This window comes from Phaeobacter sp. NW0010-22, assembly GCF_040365955.1.
Lineage (GTDB): Bacteria > Pseudomonadota > Alphaproteobacteria > Rhodobacterales > Rhodobacteraceae > OMPR01.
In genome coordinates this window covers 64,474-83,868 of record NZ_BAABWT010000008.1, presented here as the reverse complement: position 1 = coordinate 83,868, position 19,395 = coordinate 64,474, and the positions used below count along the sequence as shown (strand labels likewise).

General features: G+C 54.8%; 17 protein-coding genes. 12 read left to right on the top strand and 5 right to left on the bottom strand.

Annotation, left to right across the window (positions count from 1 at the left end):
- Positions 1-276: 276 nt before the first annotated feature.
- From ABWV33_RS17190 to ABWV33_RS17180, 3 genes are read right to left on the bottom strand one after another with little or no spacing between them, the layout of a single operon-like run.
- The gene (locus ABWV33_RS17190) at positions 277-930 is read right to left on the bottom strand and encodes a DUF3299 domain-containing protein (RefSeq protein ID WP_353332471.1); all 654 of its coding nucleotides are present in this window, start codon (positions 928-930) and stop codon (positions 277-279) included.
- A gap of 16 nt (positions 931-946) precedes the next feature.
- A complete protein-coding gene (locus ABWV33_RS17185) occupies positions 947-2,347 on the bottom strand; it encodes an ABC transporter permease (protein WP_353332469.1) in 1,401 nt (466 codons plus the stop codon).
- On the bottom strand, positions 2,347-2,979 hold the full coding sequence (locus ABWV33_RS17180; protein WP_353332467.1) for an ATP-binding cassette domain-containing protein: 633 nt from the start codon (positions 2,977-2,979) through the stop codon (positions 2,347-2,349). Before ABWV33_RS17180 ends, ABWV33_RS17185 begins: the two co-directional genes overlap by 1 nt.
- A 387-nt stretch (positions 2,980-3,366) precedes the next feature.
- Between ABWV33_RS17180 and ABWV33_RS17170 the strand changes: the two genes are divergently transcribed.
- The 10 genes from ABWV33_RS17170 to ABWV33_RS17120 all read left to right on the top strand — a co-directional run bounded on the left by ABWV33_RS17170 (position 3,367) and on the right by ABWV33_RS17120 (position 13,775).
- Entirely contained in the window at positions 3,367-3,795 is a 429-nt protein-coding gene (locus ABWV33_RS17170) for a hypothetical protein (RefSeq protein ID WP_353332741.1), read from the top strand.
- A gap of 80 nt (positions 3,796-3,875) precedes the next feature.
- A complete protein-coding gene (locus ABWV33_RS17165; RefSeq protein ID WP_353332465.1) occupies positions 3,876-5,573 on the top strand; it encodes a class I adenylate-forming enzyme family protein in 1,698 nt (565 codons plus the stop codon).
- On the top strand, positions 5,570-6,862 hold the full coding sequence (locus tag ABWV33_RS17160) for a 3-hydroxyacyl-CoA dehydrogenase (RefSeq protein WP_353332463.1): 1,293 nt from the start codon (positions 5,570-5,572) through the stop codon (positions 6,860-6,862). The genes ABWV33_RS17165 and ABWV33_RS17160 overlap by 4 nt, the downstream gene beginning before the upstream one ends.
- Complete coding sequence (locus ABWV33_RS17155; RefSeq protein ID WP_113822163.1) at positions 6,859-7,638, top strand: enoyl-CoA hydratase-related protein; 780 nt, start codon at positions 6,859-6,861, stop codon at positions 7,636-7,638. The genes ABWV33_RS17160 and ABWV33_RS17155 overlap by 4 nt, the downstream gene beginning before the upstream one ends.
- Before the next feature lie 21 nt (positions 7,639-7,659).
- Positions 7,660-8,976 carry an acyl-CoA dehydrogenase family protein gene (locus ABWV33_RS17150; protein ID WP_113822164.1) on the top strand — a complete coding sequence of 439 codons (1,317 nt, stop codon included), beginning with the start codon at positions 7,660-7,662 and terminating at the stop codon, positions 8,974-8,976.
- The gene (locus tag ABWV33_RS17145) at positions 8,973-9,743 is read left to right on the top strand and encodes an SDR family NAD(P)-dependent oxidoreductase (protein WP_353332460.1); all 771 of its coding nucleotides are present in this window, start codon (positions 8,973-8,975) and stop codon (positions 9,741-9,743) included. The genes ABWV33_RS17150 and ABWV33_RS17145 overlap by 4 nt, the downstream gene beginning before the upstream one ends.
- Positions 9,744-9,747: 4 nt before the next feature.
- On the top strand, positions 9,748-10,521 hold the full coding sequence (locus ABWV33_RS17140; protein ID WP_353332458.1) for an SDR family oxidoreductase: 774 nt from the start codon (positions 9,748-9,750) through the stop codon (positions 10,519-10,521).
- A gap of 40 nt (positions 10,522-10,561) precedes the next feature.
- Positions 10,562-10,933 carry a VOC family protein gene (locus ABWV33_RS17135; protein ID WP_113822167.1) on the top strand — a complete coding sequence of 124 codons (372 nt, stop codon included), beginning with the start codon at positions 10,562-10,564 and terminating at the stop codon, positions 10,931-10,933.
- Positions 10,934-11,762: 829 nt separating this feature from the next.
- Positions 11,763-12,761 (top strand): NADPH:quinone oxidoreductase family protein, encoded by a 999-nt coding sequence (locus ABWV33_RS17125; protein WP_353332456.1) that lies wholly within the window; start codon positions 11,763-11,765, stop codon positions 12,759-12,761.
- A gap of 324 nt (positions 12,762-13,085) precedes the next feature.
- Positions 13,086-13,775 carry a nitroreductase gene (locus tag ABWV33_RS17120; RefSeq protein WP_113822171.1) on the top strand — a complete coding sequence of 230 codons (690 nt, stop codon included), beginning with the start codon at positions 13,086-13,088 and terminating at the stop codon, positions 13,773-13,775.
- Positions 13,776-14,195: 420 nt separating this feature from the next.
- Here ABWV33_RS17120 and ABWV33_RS17115 read toward each other — a convergent pair whose 3' ends face one another.
- On the bottom strand, positions 14,196-14,624 hold the full coding sequence (locus tag ABWV33_RS17115; protein WP_121998828.1) for a MerR family transcriptional regulator: 429 nt from the start codon (positions 14,622-14,624) through the stop codon (positions 14,196-14,198).
- Positions 14,625-14,822: 198 nt separating this feature from the next.
- Between ABWV33_RS17115 and ABWV33_RS17110 the strand changes: the two genes are divergently transcribed.
- Entirely contained in the window at positions 14,823-17,057 is a 2,235-nt protein-coding gene (locus ABWV33_RS17110; protein WP_502930920.1) for a heavy metal translocating P-type ATPase, read from the top strand.
- Between the two features lie 57 nt (positions 17,058-17,114).
- Here the strand turns inward: ABWV33_RS17110 and ABWV33_RS17105 are convergent, their stop codons facing one another.
- Positions 17,115-18,032 (bottom strand): LysR family transcriptional regulator, encoded by a 918-nt coding sequence (locus ABWV33_RS17105; RefSeq protein ID WP_353332453.1) that lies wholly within the window; start codon positions 18,030-18,032, stop codon positions 17,115-17,117.
- Positions 18,033-18,148: 116 nt separating this feature from the next.
- Between ABWV33_RS17105 and ABWV33_RS17100 the strand changes: the two genes are divergently transcribed.
- Entirely contained in the window at positions 18,149-19,390 is a 1,242-nt protein-coding gene (locus ABWV33_RS17100) for an acyl-CoA dehydrogenase family protein (protein WP_113822174.1), read from the top strand.
- The last annotated feature ends 5 nt before the right edge of the window (positions 19,391-19,395 follow it).

The following is a 19,395-nucleotide window of genomic DNA, read 5'->3' as shown; positions in this document are numbered from 1 at the left end:
CTTATTTTTAGGGAAGCCATTTCCCAAAGCGCGTCATTTTCCATTCTGTCTGAACGGTGCACCATTGCGGCTACGATACAATTCGTCACCAAGGCCCTCGCTACAAGCGGAATTCCTTTGCGAATTGCGATTTACAAAGCCGGCCAAAAGGCTCTGGTAGCACGGGAGCTACCATTTTCTCCAATAGGCAGTTGGAAAACTCGAACCGATATGAATGTCAACGGCGCGCTGAGCTTGCGGGAAAGTACGGCTCACTAAAACGGCAAGTGACAATCCCTAATTGTAGATATCCACCGATTTGGCCTTCACGAAATAGGTCGTTTCGATATCGGCTTGCCCATCCACCAGATGGAGCGCACTTGAATGACTTTGGGCACGCATCTCACCGCTAACCCAAACAGGTTTATACAGCTCATTCACTTCAAAGCCCTCGTCATACCGAACAAGAACCATCTGGTTTGCGGGAGGCGGGGGGGTGTGAATGCAGGCACCAACGGTCGGTACGAGCAAAAACTCGACCGCTTTCTGCTCTACCATTTCCAAAGGCAACAGATATCCCGGCAACCGCACGATCTTTCCAATAAGATCCGGGTTCGACTCCGTTGCGGCCAGTCTACGTTGGTTCATAACGATTTCACGCTGCTTGAATAACTGATCGGGATCCAGCCCTTGGGAAACAAGCCTTTCCCTGATTTCTGACGCTCTGGCACGCGCGGTGTCATTTTCTTCATCGGGTGTTAAAATTTCGATGCGGAACAGATTCGCAAGATCACTGATCTGGCTGTATTCCAATTCTGCAAAAGGATCGTGATAGGGGCGTTCTTCTGGCAAAAGATCTACCCAAGTGATTTCCAGTGGCTCCAGAGCGGCGGCAGGTTGCGCAAAAACAAATGCCGACACAGCAATGAAAGCTAGACCAAGTGTTTTCATGATTTCCACCTTTTCTTCATAGTCGCATGGATAGCCCGTCGGCCAATGTCATCCGGTAAACCCGTAAAGCTGGGATAGCACCAGCAATCAAACCTGAGAAGAACACCAGCGCAACAAGAACAACCTCGCGTAGGGTTGGCAATCCTAGGCCAATCCTGAGCCCAAATTCCGCAGCAAGAATTGGATTTGCCACAATCGTAACCCCTGTCAAAACAAAATACCCAAGAAGTATTCCCATCAGCAAAAGTAGCACAGCCTCGAAGATGATCAGCGTGAAAATGTTGTAAGGCGTTGCACCAACCGAGCGTAGAATAGCAAATTCTCGCCGCCTTGCATCAAGGGCTGCTGACAGCATCACCACCAAACCAATGACACCCGCCAGCGCAACGGCACCTGCCATCAAGCGCAGTGCTATCTCAGCTGTCCCCGTTATCGACCAAAGCTGAAGCAGCGCTACGTTTGGCATGACCGCCGTGAGTGCATCACCGCGATATTGGGCTAGCTGACGTTGTATTGAAAGCACCGCGGATTTGTTCTCGAGTCCCGCAAAAATCGCGTTGATTGTTGCGGGTTCATGCCCGTGATCATCATGGGTGTCATCTACATGTTCGTCATGGTCATCATCGTGTAGGTGCTCGTCGTGAACTTCTTTGGCCACATGCTCTTTGTGTTCATCGTGGTCTTCTTCAGCAGAGTGCGCCGTCTCGCCCTCTTCGTGTTGCGCCGGTTCTTCGTCATCTTCATTCGCTCGGGCGCGGCCGAAAGGGTCAGCGTTTTTGGGCAGAGCATCTTGGTGAAGGGTGTCAAAACCTTCGATGGAGACAAAGACCATGCGATCAACCGCTGTTCCAGTTGGCTCCAAAACACCGCTGACGGTAAAGGGTGCGTCGTCATGAACGTCGAACGAAACCGCGCCGGACCCATGAGCATTTACAATTTCAGCACCCGGGGCGTAGCCAAAAGCCTGCGCAACCTCTGCACCAACCACGGCCCCCATCGGATCGTCAAAGGCCTGCCCTTGCGCAAAGACCAAAGGCTGGCCACCACTGTGACGAAAGCGTTTGAAATAAGCGTTGCTGGTGCCAATGACCGGATACCCACGGTGTGAATCCCCCATCATAAGCGGGACTGCCCAGTCAATACCGGGCATGTCCTCGACCATCTCATAGCTTTCCCAACTGATGCCCGTCCCGGTCGAACCAACCCCAAAGACGGTCGCCATCAGGATCTGCACGTCATTGCCTCGTGCGGCTACAATCAGATCGACCCCAGAAGCCGAGTTGGCAAAGCCCGCGCGGGCCTCTGTTCGTAGACGCTCAACCCCGAGGATCAATGCTACGCTGAGTGCTATGCTAAGCACCGTGAGCCCCGCGACAAACCGTCGGTTGAGCAGGCTTTTCAGGCAGAGATCAAGCATCACTTTGCTCCACTATTCAGCACGCCCAATTCCACCGTTCGGTCAAAATGCTTTTCAAGTGTTCTGTCGTGGCTAACGAACAGTAAGCTTGACCCAGATGCGTTACATTCCCTTAGCAACAGTTCGACAAAAGCATCCTTTGCCTCTTCATCAAGCGCCGACGTAGGTTCGTCGGCCAAAACGACTTCCGGTGCCCCGATCAAGGCACGCGCCGCCGCAACTCTTTGTTGCTGGCCAATACTGAGCGCGCTGGCGGGGCCATTGAGCGTTTTGGGGTCAGTCAACCCAAGTTCATTCAACAACCGGATTGCGGTTGTTTTCGGTTCAGCCGCCACTTTTTCCCGCCGCAGCGTTGAAAAGCGACAGGGCAATAGAACGTTTTCAATTGCGCTGAGCCAAGGCAACAAATTGAACACTTGGAAAATTAGTCCAATGTGATCGACACGAAAACGATCACGATCACGGCCTGACAAGCCTCCAACATCGGTTCCTGCAACGAAAACCGAAGCCTTGGGAATATCTATGACCCCAGCAATCGCTGAGAGCAACGTCGACTTCCCACTGCCACTAGGTCCGCGCAGCATGACTTTCTCGTTGGCACGCAGTTCAAATGTGTCGATATCGAGGATCAAGCGCGGCGCACCTGCCCAGCGATATTGTAATGATTTGAGTTCTATAGGTTTCATTATGAAATATAGATATAGCAAAATACCGTTGTGTCGAGGGGACTGATCGATACCAGAACAAAGCGTTGGGCAACGTACTCCTCTACGGTCTCTTGGGGCTAACGCGCTTATAGACACTGAGTTTTTCGTGAACGACCGTAACGTGCTCAACGCACTTACCCCGGAGCTTCCGAAGCGGGTGGAATGTTCGTAAGTCTCAAGGGCTGGCGGCGCCACTCAATCCGATACCACAGGTGCCCAAAGGCCCTCCTGTCCATAATCGCCCTCGCTGCACCCGCCATTTACTGGTTATGGGGCCTTAGCCTAACAACTGCCCCTTCGCCGATATCAAATATGGATTTTCACCCTTTCGCAAATCGACATGAGTCGAAGTACTCTTCTGACCCAGCCGGATCAAAGGGCTTAACCCATTTAGGTACTCCGCATTTCATCCAGCGGCACTTCATAAGTATTGGGAATGCTGTCAGCGGCGACTTTCATTTTAACCAGATTACATCGACTCAACTCGCTACCGACGTAGTCGAATCTGTGAAAGCGGACATGGCTGCAAGGCCCCCGCGAGTCCTTAGATCTCGTCAAGTCTGCAATGTGGTCGAAAATGCGAAAGAGGGCTGGATTGTCATATTTGGTGGCGCCCTTTCTAAAATTCTGAGCGAAGCTTCCGGTGCCAAATTTGAATCGCTCACAAAAGAACAATCAAATGTTATTTTGCGGAATGACGTTCCGTTCTGCGGCATTGGCATCAACTCGACTCCTGCTTAACCTGCACAAACAACAGAGCGAAGGCGGCAAATTCTTTGGGAGGGGATGATGCAAAGCACTCTACGGATGCAATGACAGCGATGAAACCTGAGGACGCGGTCCGCCATGTGATTGCCACGGACCCGACATTCGCAGTGCATGAGGTCGACGTACGCGGTGTCACATTCAAGGCGTTCAAAAACATTCCACCAACAGTGCCTAGCTTGCTTGCCGCTGGATGGGCGCGACATGGCGACGGCGCGTTGGAATATCTGGCCTACGAAGGGGAAGTGCTGACCTATGCTGATTTCACCAGTATGGTGTATCGGTTGGCACATGCCATGCGCGATGAACTGGGAGTGCAGCAAGGCGACCGTGTGGCGATCGCCATGCGCAATTATCCAGAGCTTTTGGCTCTGGTGTTGGCAATTTCATCCATCGGGGGGGTGGTTGTTTTCGTCAACGCCTGGTGGACGACAGAAGAGCTCGACTATGCCCTGCGCGACAGTGGTGCCCAAATCGTCTTTGCCGACAGCCCGCGACTGCAGCGCCTCGAGCCATTGCAGTCAGAGCTTGGTTTGACTTTGATAGGTGTACGTGACGCCGAAGGTCAAAGCGCGCATGACTTAACAGCGCTCGAGACAAACGCCGCATCCGATACCGCACCCGTGGTCAAAATAGACACCGACGATGATTTTGCGGTCATGTATTCTTCCGGCACCACCGGTCATCCAAAGGGCGTGGTACAAACCCATCGCGGGGCCGTGAACGCAGTTTTCAGTTGGTTGATGCAATCGGTCGTGGCACCTTTGGTCACGCCCCCCGAACCGGATGCGACCGCACCGCCGCGCCCTTCGGCATTGGTGGTCACACCCCTGTTTCATGTTACGGCCACCCATCCACTGTTTCTACTAAGCCTGCCTGCTGGCGCAAAAATAACTCTGATGCACAAGTGGGATGCCGAAGGGGCCGTGCGCCTAATGCGCGACAACTCCATAACTCGCTTTCTTGGCGTACCTACCCAATCAGCCGAACTCATGCAGGCGGCCTTGAAGATGGGTGAAACACTCCCAGCGATGGATTACCTCGGCTCAGGTGGTGCGAAACGACCGGGAGCGCAGGTCGCGCAACTTGCCAAGGCTTTCCCGAATGCGGGTGTCGCCACAGGCTGGGGTATGACGGAAACCAACGCCTTGGGCATTGGCATGATCGGGGAGGACTATACCGCACGGCCCGAAAGTGCGGGCAAATTGCATCCACCAGTACAGGAGCTTCGCATGCTTGATGATGCTGGGAATGATGTGCCCGTGGGGTGTCTAGGAGAGATCACAGTCAAAAGCCCCGCCAACATGCGTTGCTATTTGAACAAACCTGAAGCCACTGCAGAGACCTTGCAAGACGGCTGGCTGCGAACCGGAGATCTGGGCGTGCTGGACGAAGATGGCTATGTCACCATCCTTGATCGCAAGAAAAACATCATTATCAGGGGCGGCGAAAACATCGCATGCCTTGATGTAGAAGGTGCCTTGCACCGCCATCCCGACGTGCTGGAGGCGGCAGCGTTTTCTGTACCCGATGACCGTCTGGGCGAAGCCGTCGGCGCCGCGGTTCAACTGAAAAACGGTGCGACACTTACATGCGATGACATGGCGACGTTTCTGCAGGGGCACCTCGCCCCCTTCAAAATCCCGGTGCATCTGTGGGTTCAGCGCGACGTCCTGACCCGTGGTGCCACTGACAAAATTGACCGCCGCGCCATCCGTACGGCCTGTCTGGACAATCTAAAGGTGAAAGTATGAATTCCCCAAGCGAAGTTGAAACAGGCGCCTATATTGCAGCCGCAGGCAAGGCGGCATGGGATGTTCCAGACCTGCCTGCAAACACGCCCCTGCGTGAGATAAAGACCGTGGGCATCATCGGTGCGGGCACCATGGGTGGCGGCATTGCTATGAATTTTGCCACGGCTGGGTTCGACATACGCATCGTTGAAACCACGCAAGAGGCGCTTGATCGTGGTCTTGCTGTGGTGCGCGGTAACTACCAGCGGTCTGCAGACAAAGGTCGCTTTCCCCAAGACGAAGTCGAGACGCGTATGGCCCGCTTTGACGGACGACTCGCATTGGCCGACCTTGCTGAATGCGATCTGGTGATTGAGGCGGTTTTTGAGAACATGGACCTCAAGCGCAAGATTTTTACAGAGCTCGACCGCGTGATGAAATCGGGCGCCATACTTGCGACAAATACCTCTGCGCTCAACATTGATGAGATTGCGTCGATGACTAAGCGTCCCAAGGACGTGATCGGCTTGCACTTCTTCTCTCCCGCCAATGTCATGAAGCTGTTGGAGATCGTACGCGCTAAGCACACTGCCGATGACGTGGTGGCCACCTGCATGTCGTTGGCCGGCGACATCAACAAGATTGCGACACTTGTCGGTGTTTGTCCTGGTTTTGTCGGCAACCGCATCCTGTTTGCGCGCCAGATTCAAGCCAACAAACTGGTCTATCAGGGCGTGATGCCTTGGGATGTAGATGCAGCCCTGAATGCGTTTGGATTCAAGATGGGCCCTTTCCAGATGAGCGATCTGGCGGGCCTTGATATCGGCTGGTCCAAAGGGGCCAAGACCGATAACCCGATCCGCGACGCCTTGTGCGAACTGGATCGTCGCGGGCAGAAAACCAAAGCCGGGTTTTATGACTATGACGACGCGCGCCGCCCTATCCCGTCGGACGTTACCGCAGGCATTATCCGTGACATCACTGGCGCACAGCCCTCAAAAATGAACGCGGATGAGATTGTTGAAATTTGCATTTATCCGATGATCAATGAAGCCGTGAAGATCCTAGAAGAGAACAAAGCGCAGCGCCCTTCGGACATCGATGTGGTCTGGCTGAATGGCTATGGCTGGCCTGCAGACAAGGGCGGCCCGATGTTTTACGGCGATCGGGTTGGGGCCGCAGCTGTGTTCGCGCGTATGGAAACGCTCGGGGCCGAAGATGCGGCGTTTTCCCCCGCTCAAGCTCTGCGCACCTTAGCTGAAACAGGTGGCAAGTTCGTCGATATTGATACTGGAGGGTTGAAGGTATGAGCTACGAATTCATCAAAACAGAAAAACGCGGACATATCCTGCTGGTTACCATGAACCGACCAGAGGTCTACAACGCCGTGCATGTGGATATGCACAACGAAATGGCCGCGTGCTGGGATGCCTTTGCCGCTGACCCGGACCTTTGGGTAGCTGTCCTGACGGGCGCGGGCGACAAGGCCTTCTCGGCAGGCAACGACCTGAAGGCAACAGCCGCCGGCGGCAGCAAGGCCAAGATGACAACGACAGGCTTTGCTGGCCTCTCTTCGCGGTTTGACCTCGAGAAACCGATCATCGCTGCGGTTAACGGGGTCGCGATGGGCGGCGGCTTTGAGACGGCCCTGTCCTGCGACATTATCCTCGCGTCCGAAAATGCCAAGTTCGCTTTGCCAGAAGTCAAAGTCGGCTTCTTTGCGGCGGCTTCGGGCGTGCAGCGCCTGTCGCGCTACATCGGACGGCTCGCCGCGCATGAGTTAATGCTCACGGGCCGCACCTTCGACGCCACAGAAGCCCATGCGATGGGCTGCGTTAACGAGGTACACCCGCCTGAAGAATTGCTTACCAAAGCGATGGAAAAAGCCGAACAGCTTTGCACCGTATCGCCCTCAGCCGTGAAGGCAACCAAACGTGTGCTCAATGACATGTTGCGTCGTGATGGCATGGCCGAAAGCATCGCCTACTCTCGCGAGGTCATCGCTGACTTGTCGAAAACAGAAGATTTTAAAGAAGGCGTCAATGCCTTCGTCGCCAAACGCGCCCCGCAGTGGGTTAACAAATAAACAGCCTTAAGGACGAACTAAATGTCAGATGCACATGCAGAAACTAGCCTGAACAACCTTGAAATGTCCGACAAAGCCAAACCGCTTTTGAACGCAGTGATCAAGCACATCCGCGAAAACGTTGACCCGATTAGCGAAGAGTTTCACCGTTTGGGTAAGGCACAGGAAGACCGCTGGTCATATCACCCGCGCCAGATTGAGCTGTTGGATGGCGCTAAGCAAAAGGCGCGTGATGCCGGACTATGGAACTTCTTTCTACCCAACGCCGAAACCGGCGAAGGCCTCTCAAATCTGGACTACGCTTACATTGCCGCTGAGCTGGGGAAAAACCCGCTGGCCTCCGAAACGCTCAACTGTTCAGCACCTGATACGGGCAACATGGAAGTGCTTGAGCGTATCGGCACGGAGCAACAAAAAGAACAATGGCTCAAGCCGCTCCTAGCAGGTGAAATTCGCTCTGCATTTGCGATGACCGAGCCTGACATGGCGTCCTCTGACGCCAAGAACATCTCGACATCTGCTGTGCTCGAAAATGGCGAGTGGGTCATCAACGGCGAGAAGTACTACATCTCAGGAGCAGGTGATCCGCGTTGTAAGATCATGATCGTGATGGTCAAAACCTCTCCTGACGCAGAAGCCTTCCGCCAGCAATCTCAGATCCTTGTTCCCATGGATCACCCCGGTGTTGAAATCCTCGGACCGATGCATGTGTTTGGCCACGACGACGCGCCACACGGCCACATGCACATAAAGTTTACCGATGTGCGCGTGCCAGAAGAGAACATCCTCTGGGGCGAAGGCCGCGGTTTTGAGATCAGCCAAGTTCGCCTTGGGCCCGGCCGCATTCACCACTGCATGCGCTCAATCGGGCAAGCCGAAAAGGCGCTGGATCTGATGATCCACCGCGGTCTCAATCGCGTCGCCTTTGGCAAGAAGATCGTTGACCTCGGCAAGAACATGGAGACGATCTCACGCGCTAAGATCGAGATTGAATCGATGCGTTTGCTGGTGTTGAAAGCCGCCAAGGCGATGGACGTACTGGGCAACAAAGAGGCCCGCATCTGGGTCAGCATGATCAAGGCGAAGGTGCCTGAACAGGTCTGCGATATCATTGATCAAGCGATGCAAGTGCACGGCGCAACCGGCATCAGCCAATGGTCCCCTTTGTCTGGCATGTACGCCCAGCAACGCACGCTGCGTTACGCCGATGGCCCCGATGAGGTGCACCACCACGTCATCGCACGCAATGAAGTGCAGTCATATAAGGATAGCAACTCGCGCCAAGATGCCATCTCTGGTGATACAAACGCGCGCGGTTCTTTCGGATTTGTCGGATGAGTCTGTTTGATCTGACCGGCAAGGTAGCCCTCTTAACGGGGGCGTCCAAAGGCATGGGCTACGAGATGGCCCTTGGCCTTGCCCAACACGGCGCAACAGTGGTGATCTCCTCGCGCACGCAAGAAGAGCTCGACGCTGCCGCTGCTGAAATCAACAAAGCTGTGGGGGCCAAGTGCGCCCACGGCATTGCCGCCAACATTGTCCACAAGGACTCGTTGCAAGCGCTTGTCGACAAGACACATGAAGTCGCGGGCGCAATCGACATCGTGGTTGGCAACGCTGGCGTGAATCCTTATTTCGGCCCAATCGCTGGCATTTCGGATGAACAATACGAACGCACGATGAACGCCAACGTACAGTCCAACCTGTGGCTGGCAAAGATGGTCGCCCCAGACATGGAGGCCAAAGGGTCCGGGTCTATGATGTTCACATCATCGATCGGGGCGTTCAAAGCCTCCGACACGTTGGGCACCTATGGCATGTCCAAATTGGCGCTGATCGGGTTGGTCCGCAATCTGGCAGCAGAGTTTGGTCCCAAAGGCATCAGGTTCAATGCGATCTGCCCCGGGCTAATCAAAACCGACTTTGCCCGTGAGCTCTGGGACAAACCAGGGGTAGAAGAGAAATACTCCCGCGCGATTCCATTGGGCCGTCTGGGGGAACCGGATGATTTCGCTGGTCTGGCCGTGTTCCTTGGTTCGGACGCCAGTAAGTATATGACCGGACAGGCGTTGACTGTCTGCGGCGGCTCCAGCATGTGGAGTTGAGGTTATGGAAATAAAGGGCAAAATCTGTGTTGTGACAGGTGCGGCAAGCGGCATTGGCCGCGCTCTGTGCCATGCTTTCGCGGCTGAAGGGGCTGCGCATGTGGTGTGCGTTGACATGAATGCCGAAGGGGCTGCGCAAACCGCGCAGGACGTGGGCGGGCACGCCTATACGGTCGATGTGTCGGACGAAGGGCAGATTGCCGATATGATCGACACGGTTGAGCGCGACATTGGCCCGATTGACCTGTTCTTTTCCAATGCGGGTATTGCTGTTGGCGGGGGTATGGAAACACCCAACGCCGAGTGGCAACGCACATGGGAGATAAACGTCATGGCCCACATCTGGGCCTCGCGTAAACTGGTCCCCTTGATGGCCTCCCGTGGTGGTGGGTATCTATTAAACACTGCCTCGGCGGCAGGCTTGCTGAACCAGATTGGGTCTGCCTCGTATGGCGTGACGAAACACGCCGCTGTCGGTTTGGCGGAGTGGATCGCGATGACGCACGGGGACGACGGGATCAAAGTCTCTGTCTTGTGCCCACAAGCTGTGCGCACCGAGATGACCCGGGGACATGAAGATCACGTCGCGGCACTCAACGGCATGATGGAACCCGAAGCCGTAGCATTTTGCTGCGTTGATGCCATCCGCGAGGAAACGTTCTTAATCCTGCCGCACGAAGAAGTGCGGGAGTACATGAAGAACAAAACAGATAATTATGACCGCTGGATCGGCGGTATGCGCAAACTCAACCGCAAATTCGGCGCGCTCGACACATAAGTCGGGTCGTTCGCCAAACATCAAACAAAAGGAACAAAATATGATCGGTTATGTAACAATCGGCGTGAATGACATGGAACGCGCCAAAACCTTCTACGCAGGACTGTTTGCCGATAAGGGCGGCAAGGTTGTTATCGACAATGGTCGCATCGCCTTTATTAGCGTGGCAAAGGGCCAGCCAATGGTCGCAGTCTGCGAACCCTATGACAAGGGCGACCCAGCACCGGGCAACGGCACCATGCTTGCCTTTACCGCAGACAACAAAGAAGAGGTGGACCAGATGCACGCCCGCGCATTGGAACTGGGGGCCACCGATGACGGTGCACCCGGTCAGCGCATTCCCGATCGGTTTTATGGTGCTTATGCCCGTGACCCCGACGGAAACAAGTTCTGCTTTTTTGTGTTTGGCTAATGTGCGCGGCGGTCACTTTTTATCGAGTGGCCGCCTTAAACCACGCAGGTATAGCAACAGTCCGAACAGCTTCATGTCTGAGGCATAGGCCAACAGACAGTGTTGCTTAGGTGGGATTCACCATCTCTAAAACAGCGTAGTACCTCTAGTCCGCGCACCAAGGCGGTGACAAAATTGCGATCCTTGTCTGAGCTGTCTTTGTGTCGGTCGTCCATCAGCCCATTATTCTCGGCTCAGTGCGCCACAGCCGCGTTGTGCGGAAACTGAAACAAAGCGCCCAGCATCAAAACGTATGCAGGTATTGAAACTTTACCGTCCACCCCTTGCCATAGCGCGCATTGAATGACTGCGGCCATGCGAAAGAAGCAAAAGCCAAGGAAATAGCCAAAATTACCAATGCAGCACACCAGCTTCGCCGACATTTTACGACATCAAATTCCTGATCTTAGGCGCGGTCTCAACCCATTTAGAAATTTTGACAAAGGTTTCTGACACGCCTCTAAATGCAGCGTCTTGCCTGTCAAAGACAGCTTTCCTCAGCGCGTCTTTTTGGTGCTCCAATGCCCCCGGCCCCGAGGCGATTGGGGAACCAGTTCAGGTAACGCAACACCGCGCGTAGAGGTCGTGTCTGTTTCCCTCTAGCTTCCTGGATTGCTCTATTCGGAAGCCATCAGGGGTTAACCGTCATTCCTAAAACTCCATGCGATAAGAACGTCACGTCAGTATGCGGACAGCAATTCCGCAGTGCGGAATTAACGCCGGAATTGCGGTTGACAAGATTCAACGCAAGGTCCCAACTTTATGCCAATACATTGAGGGGGAGTAGACAATGAAAATTATGCTCAGCACTGAGCCCGGCGGACCGGATACGTTGGTTCTAAGCGAAACTCCGACCCCAGAACCGGGCAAGAAACAGGTCCGCATCAAGGTCCATGCAGCGGGCGTAAATTTCCCCGACACGCTTATCATCCGCGACCTCTATCAGGTGAAACCGCCCCGCCCCTTTGCCCCCGGCGGCGAAATTGCAGGCGAGGTTGACGCTGTTGGCGAAGAGGTGAGCGGTCTGAAGGTCGGAGATCGCGTGCTCGGCATGGTCGGCTTTGGCGGTTTCGCCACACAGGTCGTGGCAGACGCGACGCGCGTCATCAAAATCCCTGACGCGATGCCTTACGACGAGGCCGCCTGTTTCGTGCTGACCTACGGCACATCGCATCACGCACTCAAGGACCGCGCCGCGATTCAACCGGGCGACTCCCTCTTGATTTTGGGGGCTGCGGGCGGTGTTGGGGCTGCTGCAATCGAACTGGGCAAGGCAGCAGGTGCAAAGGTTATCGCCGCTGTGTCTTCAGAGGAGAAGGCGCAGTTCTGCCGTGACCTCGGCGCAGATGAAACCCTGATCTACCCTCGCGACATGTCCGACCGGGCTGCGCAAAAAGACTTCTCTGCACAGATCAAGACATTGTCTGGCGGTGAGGGTGTGAATGTCGTCTATGATGCGGTGGGTGGCGATTATGCAGAACCAGCCGTACGTGCTCTGGCATGGAAGGGCCGCTATCTGGTGGTGGGCTTCCCGGCGGGTATCCCGAAAATCCCACTGAACCTGACGCTACTGAAAGGTTGTCAGATTGTTGGCGTATTCTGGGGCGCCCATACGGTACGCGAGCCCCAGAGCCATGCAGAAAACATGGGCGATCTGTTTCGCTTGTACGCAGAGGGTAAAGTCCGACCACAAATCTCTGCGCGTTTCCCGTTGGCACAAGCCAGCGACGCGCTCCAACTGCTCGAAGACCGCAAGGCACTTGGCAAAGTTGTGGTCACGATGACGTAACTCGGAGGAGCCTAGGCCGGCAGATGCGACACATCAATGAACCACGCAAGATCAGTGCCAATGCGAGCCTATCGAACAGGATCACGAATGACCAAAGAGCGATCGATGTTTTCACCAGCATGAAACGCTACGCGCAACGAGTTCACGTGACCCTGGAACGTGCAGTGGCTTGGACTTCCATCGCACCCGGCTTCCTAGTGCCTGCGCGCGCCGCCCCAATCGCGCCCCAACATTCTAACAATCGCAATAAACGACGAAGCAAGCCCACCCTTATGGCCGAATGGCTCGGGCGACCCGCGTTCAAAGACCAACAGAGAGCAAAACATGAAACTTGATCAAGCCATGAGCGAACGCCGCTCTATTCGCGGATTTACCGATGCGCCAGTTTCACAAAAGATACTGGAAGAGGTGATTGAGCTCGCCAATCGCGCGCCCTCCTCAATGAACACGCAACCATGGCATCTGCATGTGCTGACAGGCGAACCTCTGGAACGCGTCCGCACAGGCAATACCGAGCGGATGCTGGGCGGTGTGACCCCGACGCGCGATATTGAGGATTATGCCGCCTATGAAGGCGAGCACCGCAAACGGCAGATCGAAATCGCAGTACAACTGTTCGAGGCGATGGGCATCGAACGCCACGATGCTGAGCGTCGTCAGGACTGGGTCATGCGTGGGTTTCGGCAATTTGATGCGCCCGTCTCAATTGTGGTCTGCTTTGACCGTTCACTGCTGAACAACACGATTGCCCATTTTGACACTGGCGCCATGACCTATGGTCTGGTTCTCGCCGCTTGGGCACGAGGGTTGGGCGCGGTCATCAACGGACAGGGCATCATGCAAAGCCCAGTTGTGCGGGAAGTTGCAGAGATCCCAGACGATCAGGTTATTCTGACCTGTGTTGCCTTGGGCTGGCCCGATGAAGGATTTGTCGCCAACTCGGTTGTGTCTCGCCGGCGTCCAGTTAGCAACACAACGAAATTCCTTGGCTTTGAGGCAGCCAAAGTGTCTTAGGGTCAGGGCCCATTGCAGCCACTACAATTGATTGCAGTTTGTAGGTAACAAAGCGCTGTTGTGGGTCGTCTCGCAGAAACTTACCACGGGTATAAGAGATCCCATCGCCGTGATCTCGTTTCGTTCAGTTTGGGAAAGCAAAGACTAAGCGCAGGCCTCGTGAACTTTTCACTGAGGGCGGTGCGCGGCAAGAATACGTCATGACAGCAGTCATATCGCATTGCCACTCAAAAATGCTCTGGCTCAAGCATAGCCAATCATTTGAGTGCGCTCAGTTGAAACTGGCCGATAGATTTTTGTGACGAGGAATGTTTGATTTCCATCTTGGATCAACCGGTTCCTGACTTTAGGACCGGACCGCCTATTTAGACCTCACGACTAGGCCGCTGTCTGCGTTCCAGATGAGAAGAGTGCGAACGACTATTCCCCGATATTCTCGTGATCCGTCAGGCACTCGGAATGATCCCGCAATACATCCAGAACCCGGCAATCCCCGGCTTGCCCGCCTGCGCATTCTGCAATCATCCGTTTAAGTTCCTGCTCCAAAGCTTGCAACCTGAGTATGCGTTGCTGCACTTGCAACAGCTGTTGCTGGGCAATTGAATCCGCTTGTGAACAGGATTGCTCAGGATTGTCAGCCAAACCCAGCAGATCCCGAATTGCATCAAGCGAAAAACCCAATTGCCGTCCATGGCGCACAAAGGCCAATCGGTCCAGATCACTCTGAAGATAGCGTCTTTGCCCACCCGCGGTCCGGCCAGGTTCGCGCAACACCCCAATCTGTTCATAATACCTGATGGTCTGGACTTTGGTCCCTGTTTTGCGGGACAGCGTGCCGATTGTGAGCATGAAAACCTCTAGTCTCTATACATAGCAGAGCTAACCACTCAATCCGTCAGATCAAGGCAAAACTGGCCATCCTCAGCTTAACACCTGCGCGCTAAGGGCGATCCCCCTCGCCTTGACAAAAAAAGATGAAAAAGCTCTTGAAGCTACTGCCACTAGAGGTCCTATCTATATCAGGAACATCCATTCCGGAGCTTTTCCATGCATCACGAAGGTTCTATTATCGCCCCTCAGTCCACTTGCAGCAGTTGCTGCGGCAGCGACACAAAAATCCCAAACCCAGCCGCGAAATCCGGTGTCGGGCGCAGTTTCCGCGTGGCAGGACTGGATTGCGCCGAAGAAGTGGCGGTCCTGAACAAGGTTTTGGCCAAGGACTTAGGGGGCGAAGTCCACCTGGCGTTTGATGTCATAAATGCGCGCATGACGATCTTGGATTCCGCCATTCCGATGCAGGACGATGAAGTCATCAGGCGCGTTGCCTCCACAGGGCTCAGCGCAAAGCAGTGGGATGATCAATCTGCCAAAGCGGACCATTCCGCCCACCTGAAACGGCAGAAACAATTTACCTTTCTCTCAGCGGGTTTCTGGGCCGCTGGATTGATTTATCACATGATTGAAACCGGGCTGGTTGGTGGATTGTCCATTTTTTCCGGCCATGGTGACACCCCGATGCCCAACATCGAGATCAGCCTATTCTTACTCGCCATACTCTTTGGGGCATGGCTAGTCGCGCCCAAAGCATGGTCCTCTACGCGTCGCCTTTCCCCTGATATGAACCTGCTAATGATTGTCGCCGTCTGTGGTGCGGTTATCTTGGGCGAATTTTTTGAGGCCGCCACCGTCGCCTTTCTTTTTGCACTTTCACTTACCTTAGAAAGCTGGAGCGTCGGGCGCGCGCGCAATGCCGTCGCCGCGTTGTTGGACCTCGCCCCAGCGACGGCCAGAGTCATTTCCAAAGATGGGAAAACAGAACAGGATATCCCTGCCGCACAGGTCGCGATTGGCGATATCTTTATCGTGCGGGGTGGGGATCGCATTCCCCTAGACGGCACAGTGCAAAGCGGCATTGGGGCCGTCGATCAGGCCCCGATAACCGGTGAAAGCGCCATGGTCCTAAAAGAGGCAGGAGACACGGTTTTCGCAGGAACCATCAACGGCGAAGGCACGCTGACCATTCAAGCCAGCAATATCGCAAGCGACACGGTGTTGGCAAAAATCACCCGGATGGTTGGGGATGCGCATTCCCGGCGCGCGGATATTGAACAGTGGGTCACCAAATTTGCCCGCATCTACACCCCTTTCGTCATGGGACTCGCAGCTTTCATCGCCATTGTCCCGCCACTTGTGTTCGGGGCCGCTTGGACGGATTGGATCTACAACGCGCTTGTCTTACTTGTCATCGCCTGCCCTTGCGCCTTGGTGATTTCAACGCCCGTGTCCATTGTTGCGGCCCTTGCCGCCTCAGCACGCAATGGCGTGCTGATCAAAGGGGGCGCTTATGTCGAAATCCCCAGCCGACTGACCGCCTTGGCAATCGACAAGACAGGCACGATCACCGAAGGAACGCCCGAAATCGCGTCGGTCCAGTCCTTTATGGAAGACGACGCCAGCTTGTTGCAAATCGCAGCTGCGCTGGAAATCAGATCGTCCCATCCCCTTGCCCGCGCTATTGTGACCTATGCAGGTCAAACCGCTCCTGCCGAACAAACCCGCACTGTCCCTGGCCGCGGTGTCGAAGGCATCGTGGACGGGCGCAACGTGTGGCTGGGGTCTGAACGTTTTGCGCACGAAAAGGGGTTAGAAATCCCAGACGCCCTAAAACGGCAGTTTGAAACAGCCGGCAGCACTCTGGTTGCCATTGGAGATGACACAAACCTGCTCGGCCTGCTTGAACTGCGCGACAAAATCCGCCCCGATGCGCGCGCTATGATTTCAAAGCTACACGCACAGGGCGTTAAAAAGATTGTCATGTTAACGGGGGACAATGAACCGACTGCCCGTGCCGTTGCTCAAACAGTTGGCATTGACGAGGTTCACGCCGGATTGCTGCCACAAGAAAAGGCCGCAGCCATCGAGGACTTGACCGAAACCTATGCTGTTGTGGCGATGGTTGGGGATGGGGTCAACGATGCCCCCGCGATGGCGCGCGCTGACATTGCAATTGCGATGGGTGCGGTGGGATCTGATGCGGCAATTGAAACTGCCGACATCGCATTAATGAGCGATGACATCGGCAAACTGCCTTGGCTCGTCAACCATTCACGCCACACCATGTCAATCATTCGTCAGAACATTGGATTTGCCCTAGTAACCAAAGCTTTGTTTGCGGGTTTGACCGCATTGGGCATGGCCTCAATGTGGGGGGCAATCGCCGCGGATGTTGGCGTGTCGCTTGCCGTCGTAGCCAACGCATTGCGTTTGCTCCGTGAGCGTTAAGAGCGTTTGTGACTATCACACCTCAAAGGAAGTCGGGGCCATGCCTCGGTTCAATCCCTAACTGGTCGGTTCTGAACGCTGGCCTGAACTCTGTGACAGATCCAAAATACGCGAAAACAACCAATCAATCGCTGCATCCCCATCTGAGCGGATATGCCGATAAAGATGAATCTCCAGCGGCTTAACTGCCAACGGCAAGGGTCGCGCCTGCAGGCCAAACCGTCTGGCAAGATCGCGCGTCAACGTAACCACCATGTCGGTTCCCAATACGATTGGAACAACCGAATAATAATTCTGCATTTGCAACCCGAACTGTCGCCGTATTCCACGCCTGCGTAGCGCAATATCCACGGCTGCGGCCCCCTGTTGGCGCGAAGAAATGTGGATGTGTTTAAGCTCTAAATAAGCGTCGAGCGTAAGCTCTTGGCTCCCTGCCGGATGACCCGGTCGCATAGCACAGACATAGCTGTCTTTGGCAACAATCTGGCTGCTCAAATTTGTGGTATCGCGCAAGGGAATGTCGGTTGCGATTTCGACAGTTCCGCGCGCCAAAGCTTTGGGCAACTCCGCCCGGGGCAGACGCAGCACCCGAAGCTCAACCCCCGGCGCCCGATGGCTCAGGTCTTGCACAAGATCCGGCAGCAGTTCCGCGTCATGCAGATCCAAGACGCTCAGCCGGAAAATCCGACGACTGGTTGCCGGATCAAATCGTTCCGCCTTGAGCGAGGCCGATTGAAGCAAGGTCAACGCATCTGAAACACGGCCCGCAATACTGTCGGCAAAGCTGGTGGGCTGCATTCCGCTCCCGCTTTTGACAAATAATGGGTCATCCAAAGCATGTCGTAGCCGAGCCAAAGCGTTGCTGACGGTTGGTTGCGTCAACGACAAACGTTCCGCTGCTCTGGTCAAGTTGCGTTCCGTATAAATCGTATCAAAGACCAGAAACAAATTCAGGTCGAGCCGGTTCAAGCGCATCATCATTCTCTATGTGAATGATGCCAATTCTGAATATTAATTTCCAGAATGACAAGTGGCTTGATATCACGTGGTCAAACACCGCTGATCTTTCACAAAGCTAGACGAGGTATCCCATGGATTTTGACCATTCTCCACGGACTGAAGAATTGCGCCAAAAACTGATGACCTTTATGGAAACGCATATCTACCCGCGCATCCCGGCCCACAAAGCCGAGATTGAGGCGGGTCAATTTCCCGTCTCTTTCATGGAAGATCTCAAAGCTCTGGCAAAAGCAGAAGGTCTCTGGAACCTGTTTTTACCCAGCCTTCGTGACGACGAACCGGGCACTGGCCTGAGCAACCTGGAATACGCACCATTGGCGGAAATTTTGGGTCAGGTCAGCTGGGCCTCCGAAGTCTTCAACTGCAACGCGCCGGATACCGGAAACATGGAATTGTTGCACATGTTCGCCACAGAACAGCAGCGCAAAGAGTGGTTGGTTCCTCTGCTCAACGGCGAAATCCGATCTGCTTTTGCCATGACCGAACCCGATGTTGCGTCATCGGATGCGACCAACATCACGACCTCAATTCGTCGGGATGGCGATGACTATGTGATCAATGGACGGAAATGGTTTATCACCAACGCCTGCCATCCGAATTGCAAAGTTCTGATAGTCATGGGAAAGACCGACCCAAACGCAGAAACCCACAAACAGCAAAGCATGATCATCGTTCCACGCGATACGCCGGGTGTCGAAATTGTACGGAACCCAACCATTTTGAACATGCATGACCCCGAGGGCCACGCAGAGATCGTGTTCCAGAATGTACGCGTCCCTGCTGGCAACCTTTTGGGCGAAGAAGGCAGTGGCTTTGCCCTTGCTCAAGCACGATTGGGCCCCGGCCGCATCCATCACTGTATGCGCTCCATTGGGGCCGCCGAAATGGCGCTGGATCTGATGATTGAACGGTTGCAAGAGCGCAAAACGTTTGGGAAGTACCTGTCAGAGCAAGGCGTTACCCGCGAATGGATCGCCCGCTCGCGCCTTGAAATCGAACAGGCCCGTTTGCTGACACTCAAAGCCGCTTGGAAAATCGACAAGGTGGGCGCTAAAGCGGCCCGCAAAGAGATCTCGTTGATCAAAGTGGTCGCCCCGAATGTGCACGCGACGGTAACCGACAGAGCGATGCAAGCCTTTGGTGCAATGGGATTGACGCCGGATACCCCGCTTGCCGACAGCTATACGTGGGCGCGTGCCTTGCGGTATGCCGACGGCCCTGACGAGGTGCATATGCAATCAATCGCAAAGATGGAGATCAAAGCCTCAAACCGGGGCCGGTCTGCGATTTGGTTGACCCCACCCCAACGCTAAACTGC

Excerpts from the sequence above, each read along its gene's own strand:
- ABWV33_RS17160 (WP_353332463.1), top strand. The coding sequence starts at position 5,570 with ATGAATTCCCCAAGCGAAGTTGAAACAGGCGCCTATATTGCAGCCGCA.
- ABWV33_RS17155 (WP_113822163.1), top strand. The coding sequence starts at position 6,859 with ATGAGCTACGAATTCATCAAAACAGAAAAACGCGGACATATCCTGCTG.
- ABWV33_RS17125 (WP_353332456.1), top strand. The coding sequence starts at position 11,763 with ATGAAAATTATGCTCAGCACTGAGCCCGGCGGACCGGATACGTTGGTT.
- ABWV33_RS17145 (WP_353332460.1), top strand. The coding sequence starts at position 8,973 with ATGAGTCTGTTTGATCTGACCGGCAAGGTAGCCCTCTTAACGGGGGCG.
- ABWV33_RS17150 (WP_113822164.1), top strand. The coding sequence starts at position 7,660 with ATGTCAGATGCACATGCAGAAACTAGCCTGAACAACCTTGAAATGTCC.
- ABWV33_RS17115 (WP_121998828.1), bottom strand. The coding sequence starts at position 14,624 with ATGCTCACAATCGGCACGCTGTCCCGCAAAACAGGGACCAAAGTCCAG.
- ABWV33_RS17120 (WP_113822171.1), top strand. The coding sequence starts at position 13,086 with ATGAAACTTGATCAAGCCATGAGCGAACGCCGCTCTATTCGCGGATTT.
- ABWV33_RS17135 (WP_113822167.1), top strand. The coding sequence starts at position 10,562 with ATGATCGGTTATGTAACAATCGGCGTGAATGACATGGAACGCGCCAAA.
- ABWV33_RS17105 (WP_353332453.1), bottom strand. The coding sequence starts at position 18,032 with ATGCGCTTGAACCGGCTCGACCTGAATTTGTTTCTGGTCTTTGATACG.
- ABWV33_RS17140 (WP_353332458.1), top strand. The coding sequence starts at position 9,748 with ATGGAAATAAAGGGCAAAATCTGTGTTGTGACAGGTGCGGCAAGCGGC.
- ABWV33_RS17190 (WP_353332471.1), bottom strand. The coding sequence starts at position 930 with ATGAAAACACTTGGTCTAGCTTTCATTGCTGTGTCGGCATTTGTTTTT.
- ABWV33_RS17100 (WP_113822174.1), top strand. The coding sequence starts at position 18,149 with ATGGATTTTGACCATTCTCCACGGACTGAAGAATTGCGCCAAAAACTG.
- ABWV33_RS17185 (WP_353332469.1), bottom strand. The coding sequence starts at position 2,347 with ATGCTTGATCTCTGCCTGAAAAGCCTGCTCAACCGACGGTTTGTCGCG.
- ABWV33_RS17165 (WP_353332465.1), top strand. The coding sequence starts at position 3,876 with ATGAAACCTGAGGACGCGGTCCGCCATGTGATTGCCACGGACCCGACA.
- ABWV33_RS17110 (WP_502930920.1), top strand. The coding sequence starts at position 14,823 with ATGCATCACGAAGGTTCTATTATCGCCCCTCAGTCCACTTGCAGCAGT.
- ABWV33_RS17170 (WP_353332741.1), top strand. The coding sequence starts at position 3,367 with ATGGATTTTCACCCTTTCGCAAATCGACATGAGTCGAAGTACTCTTCT.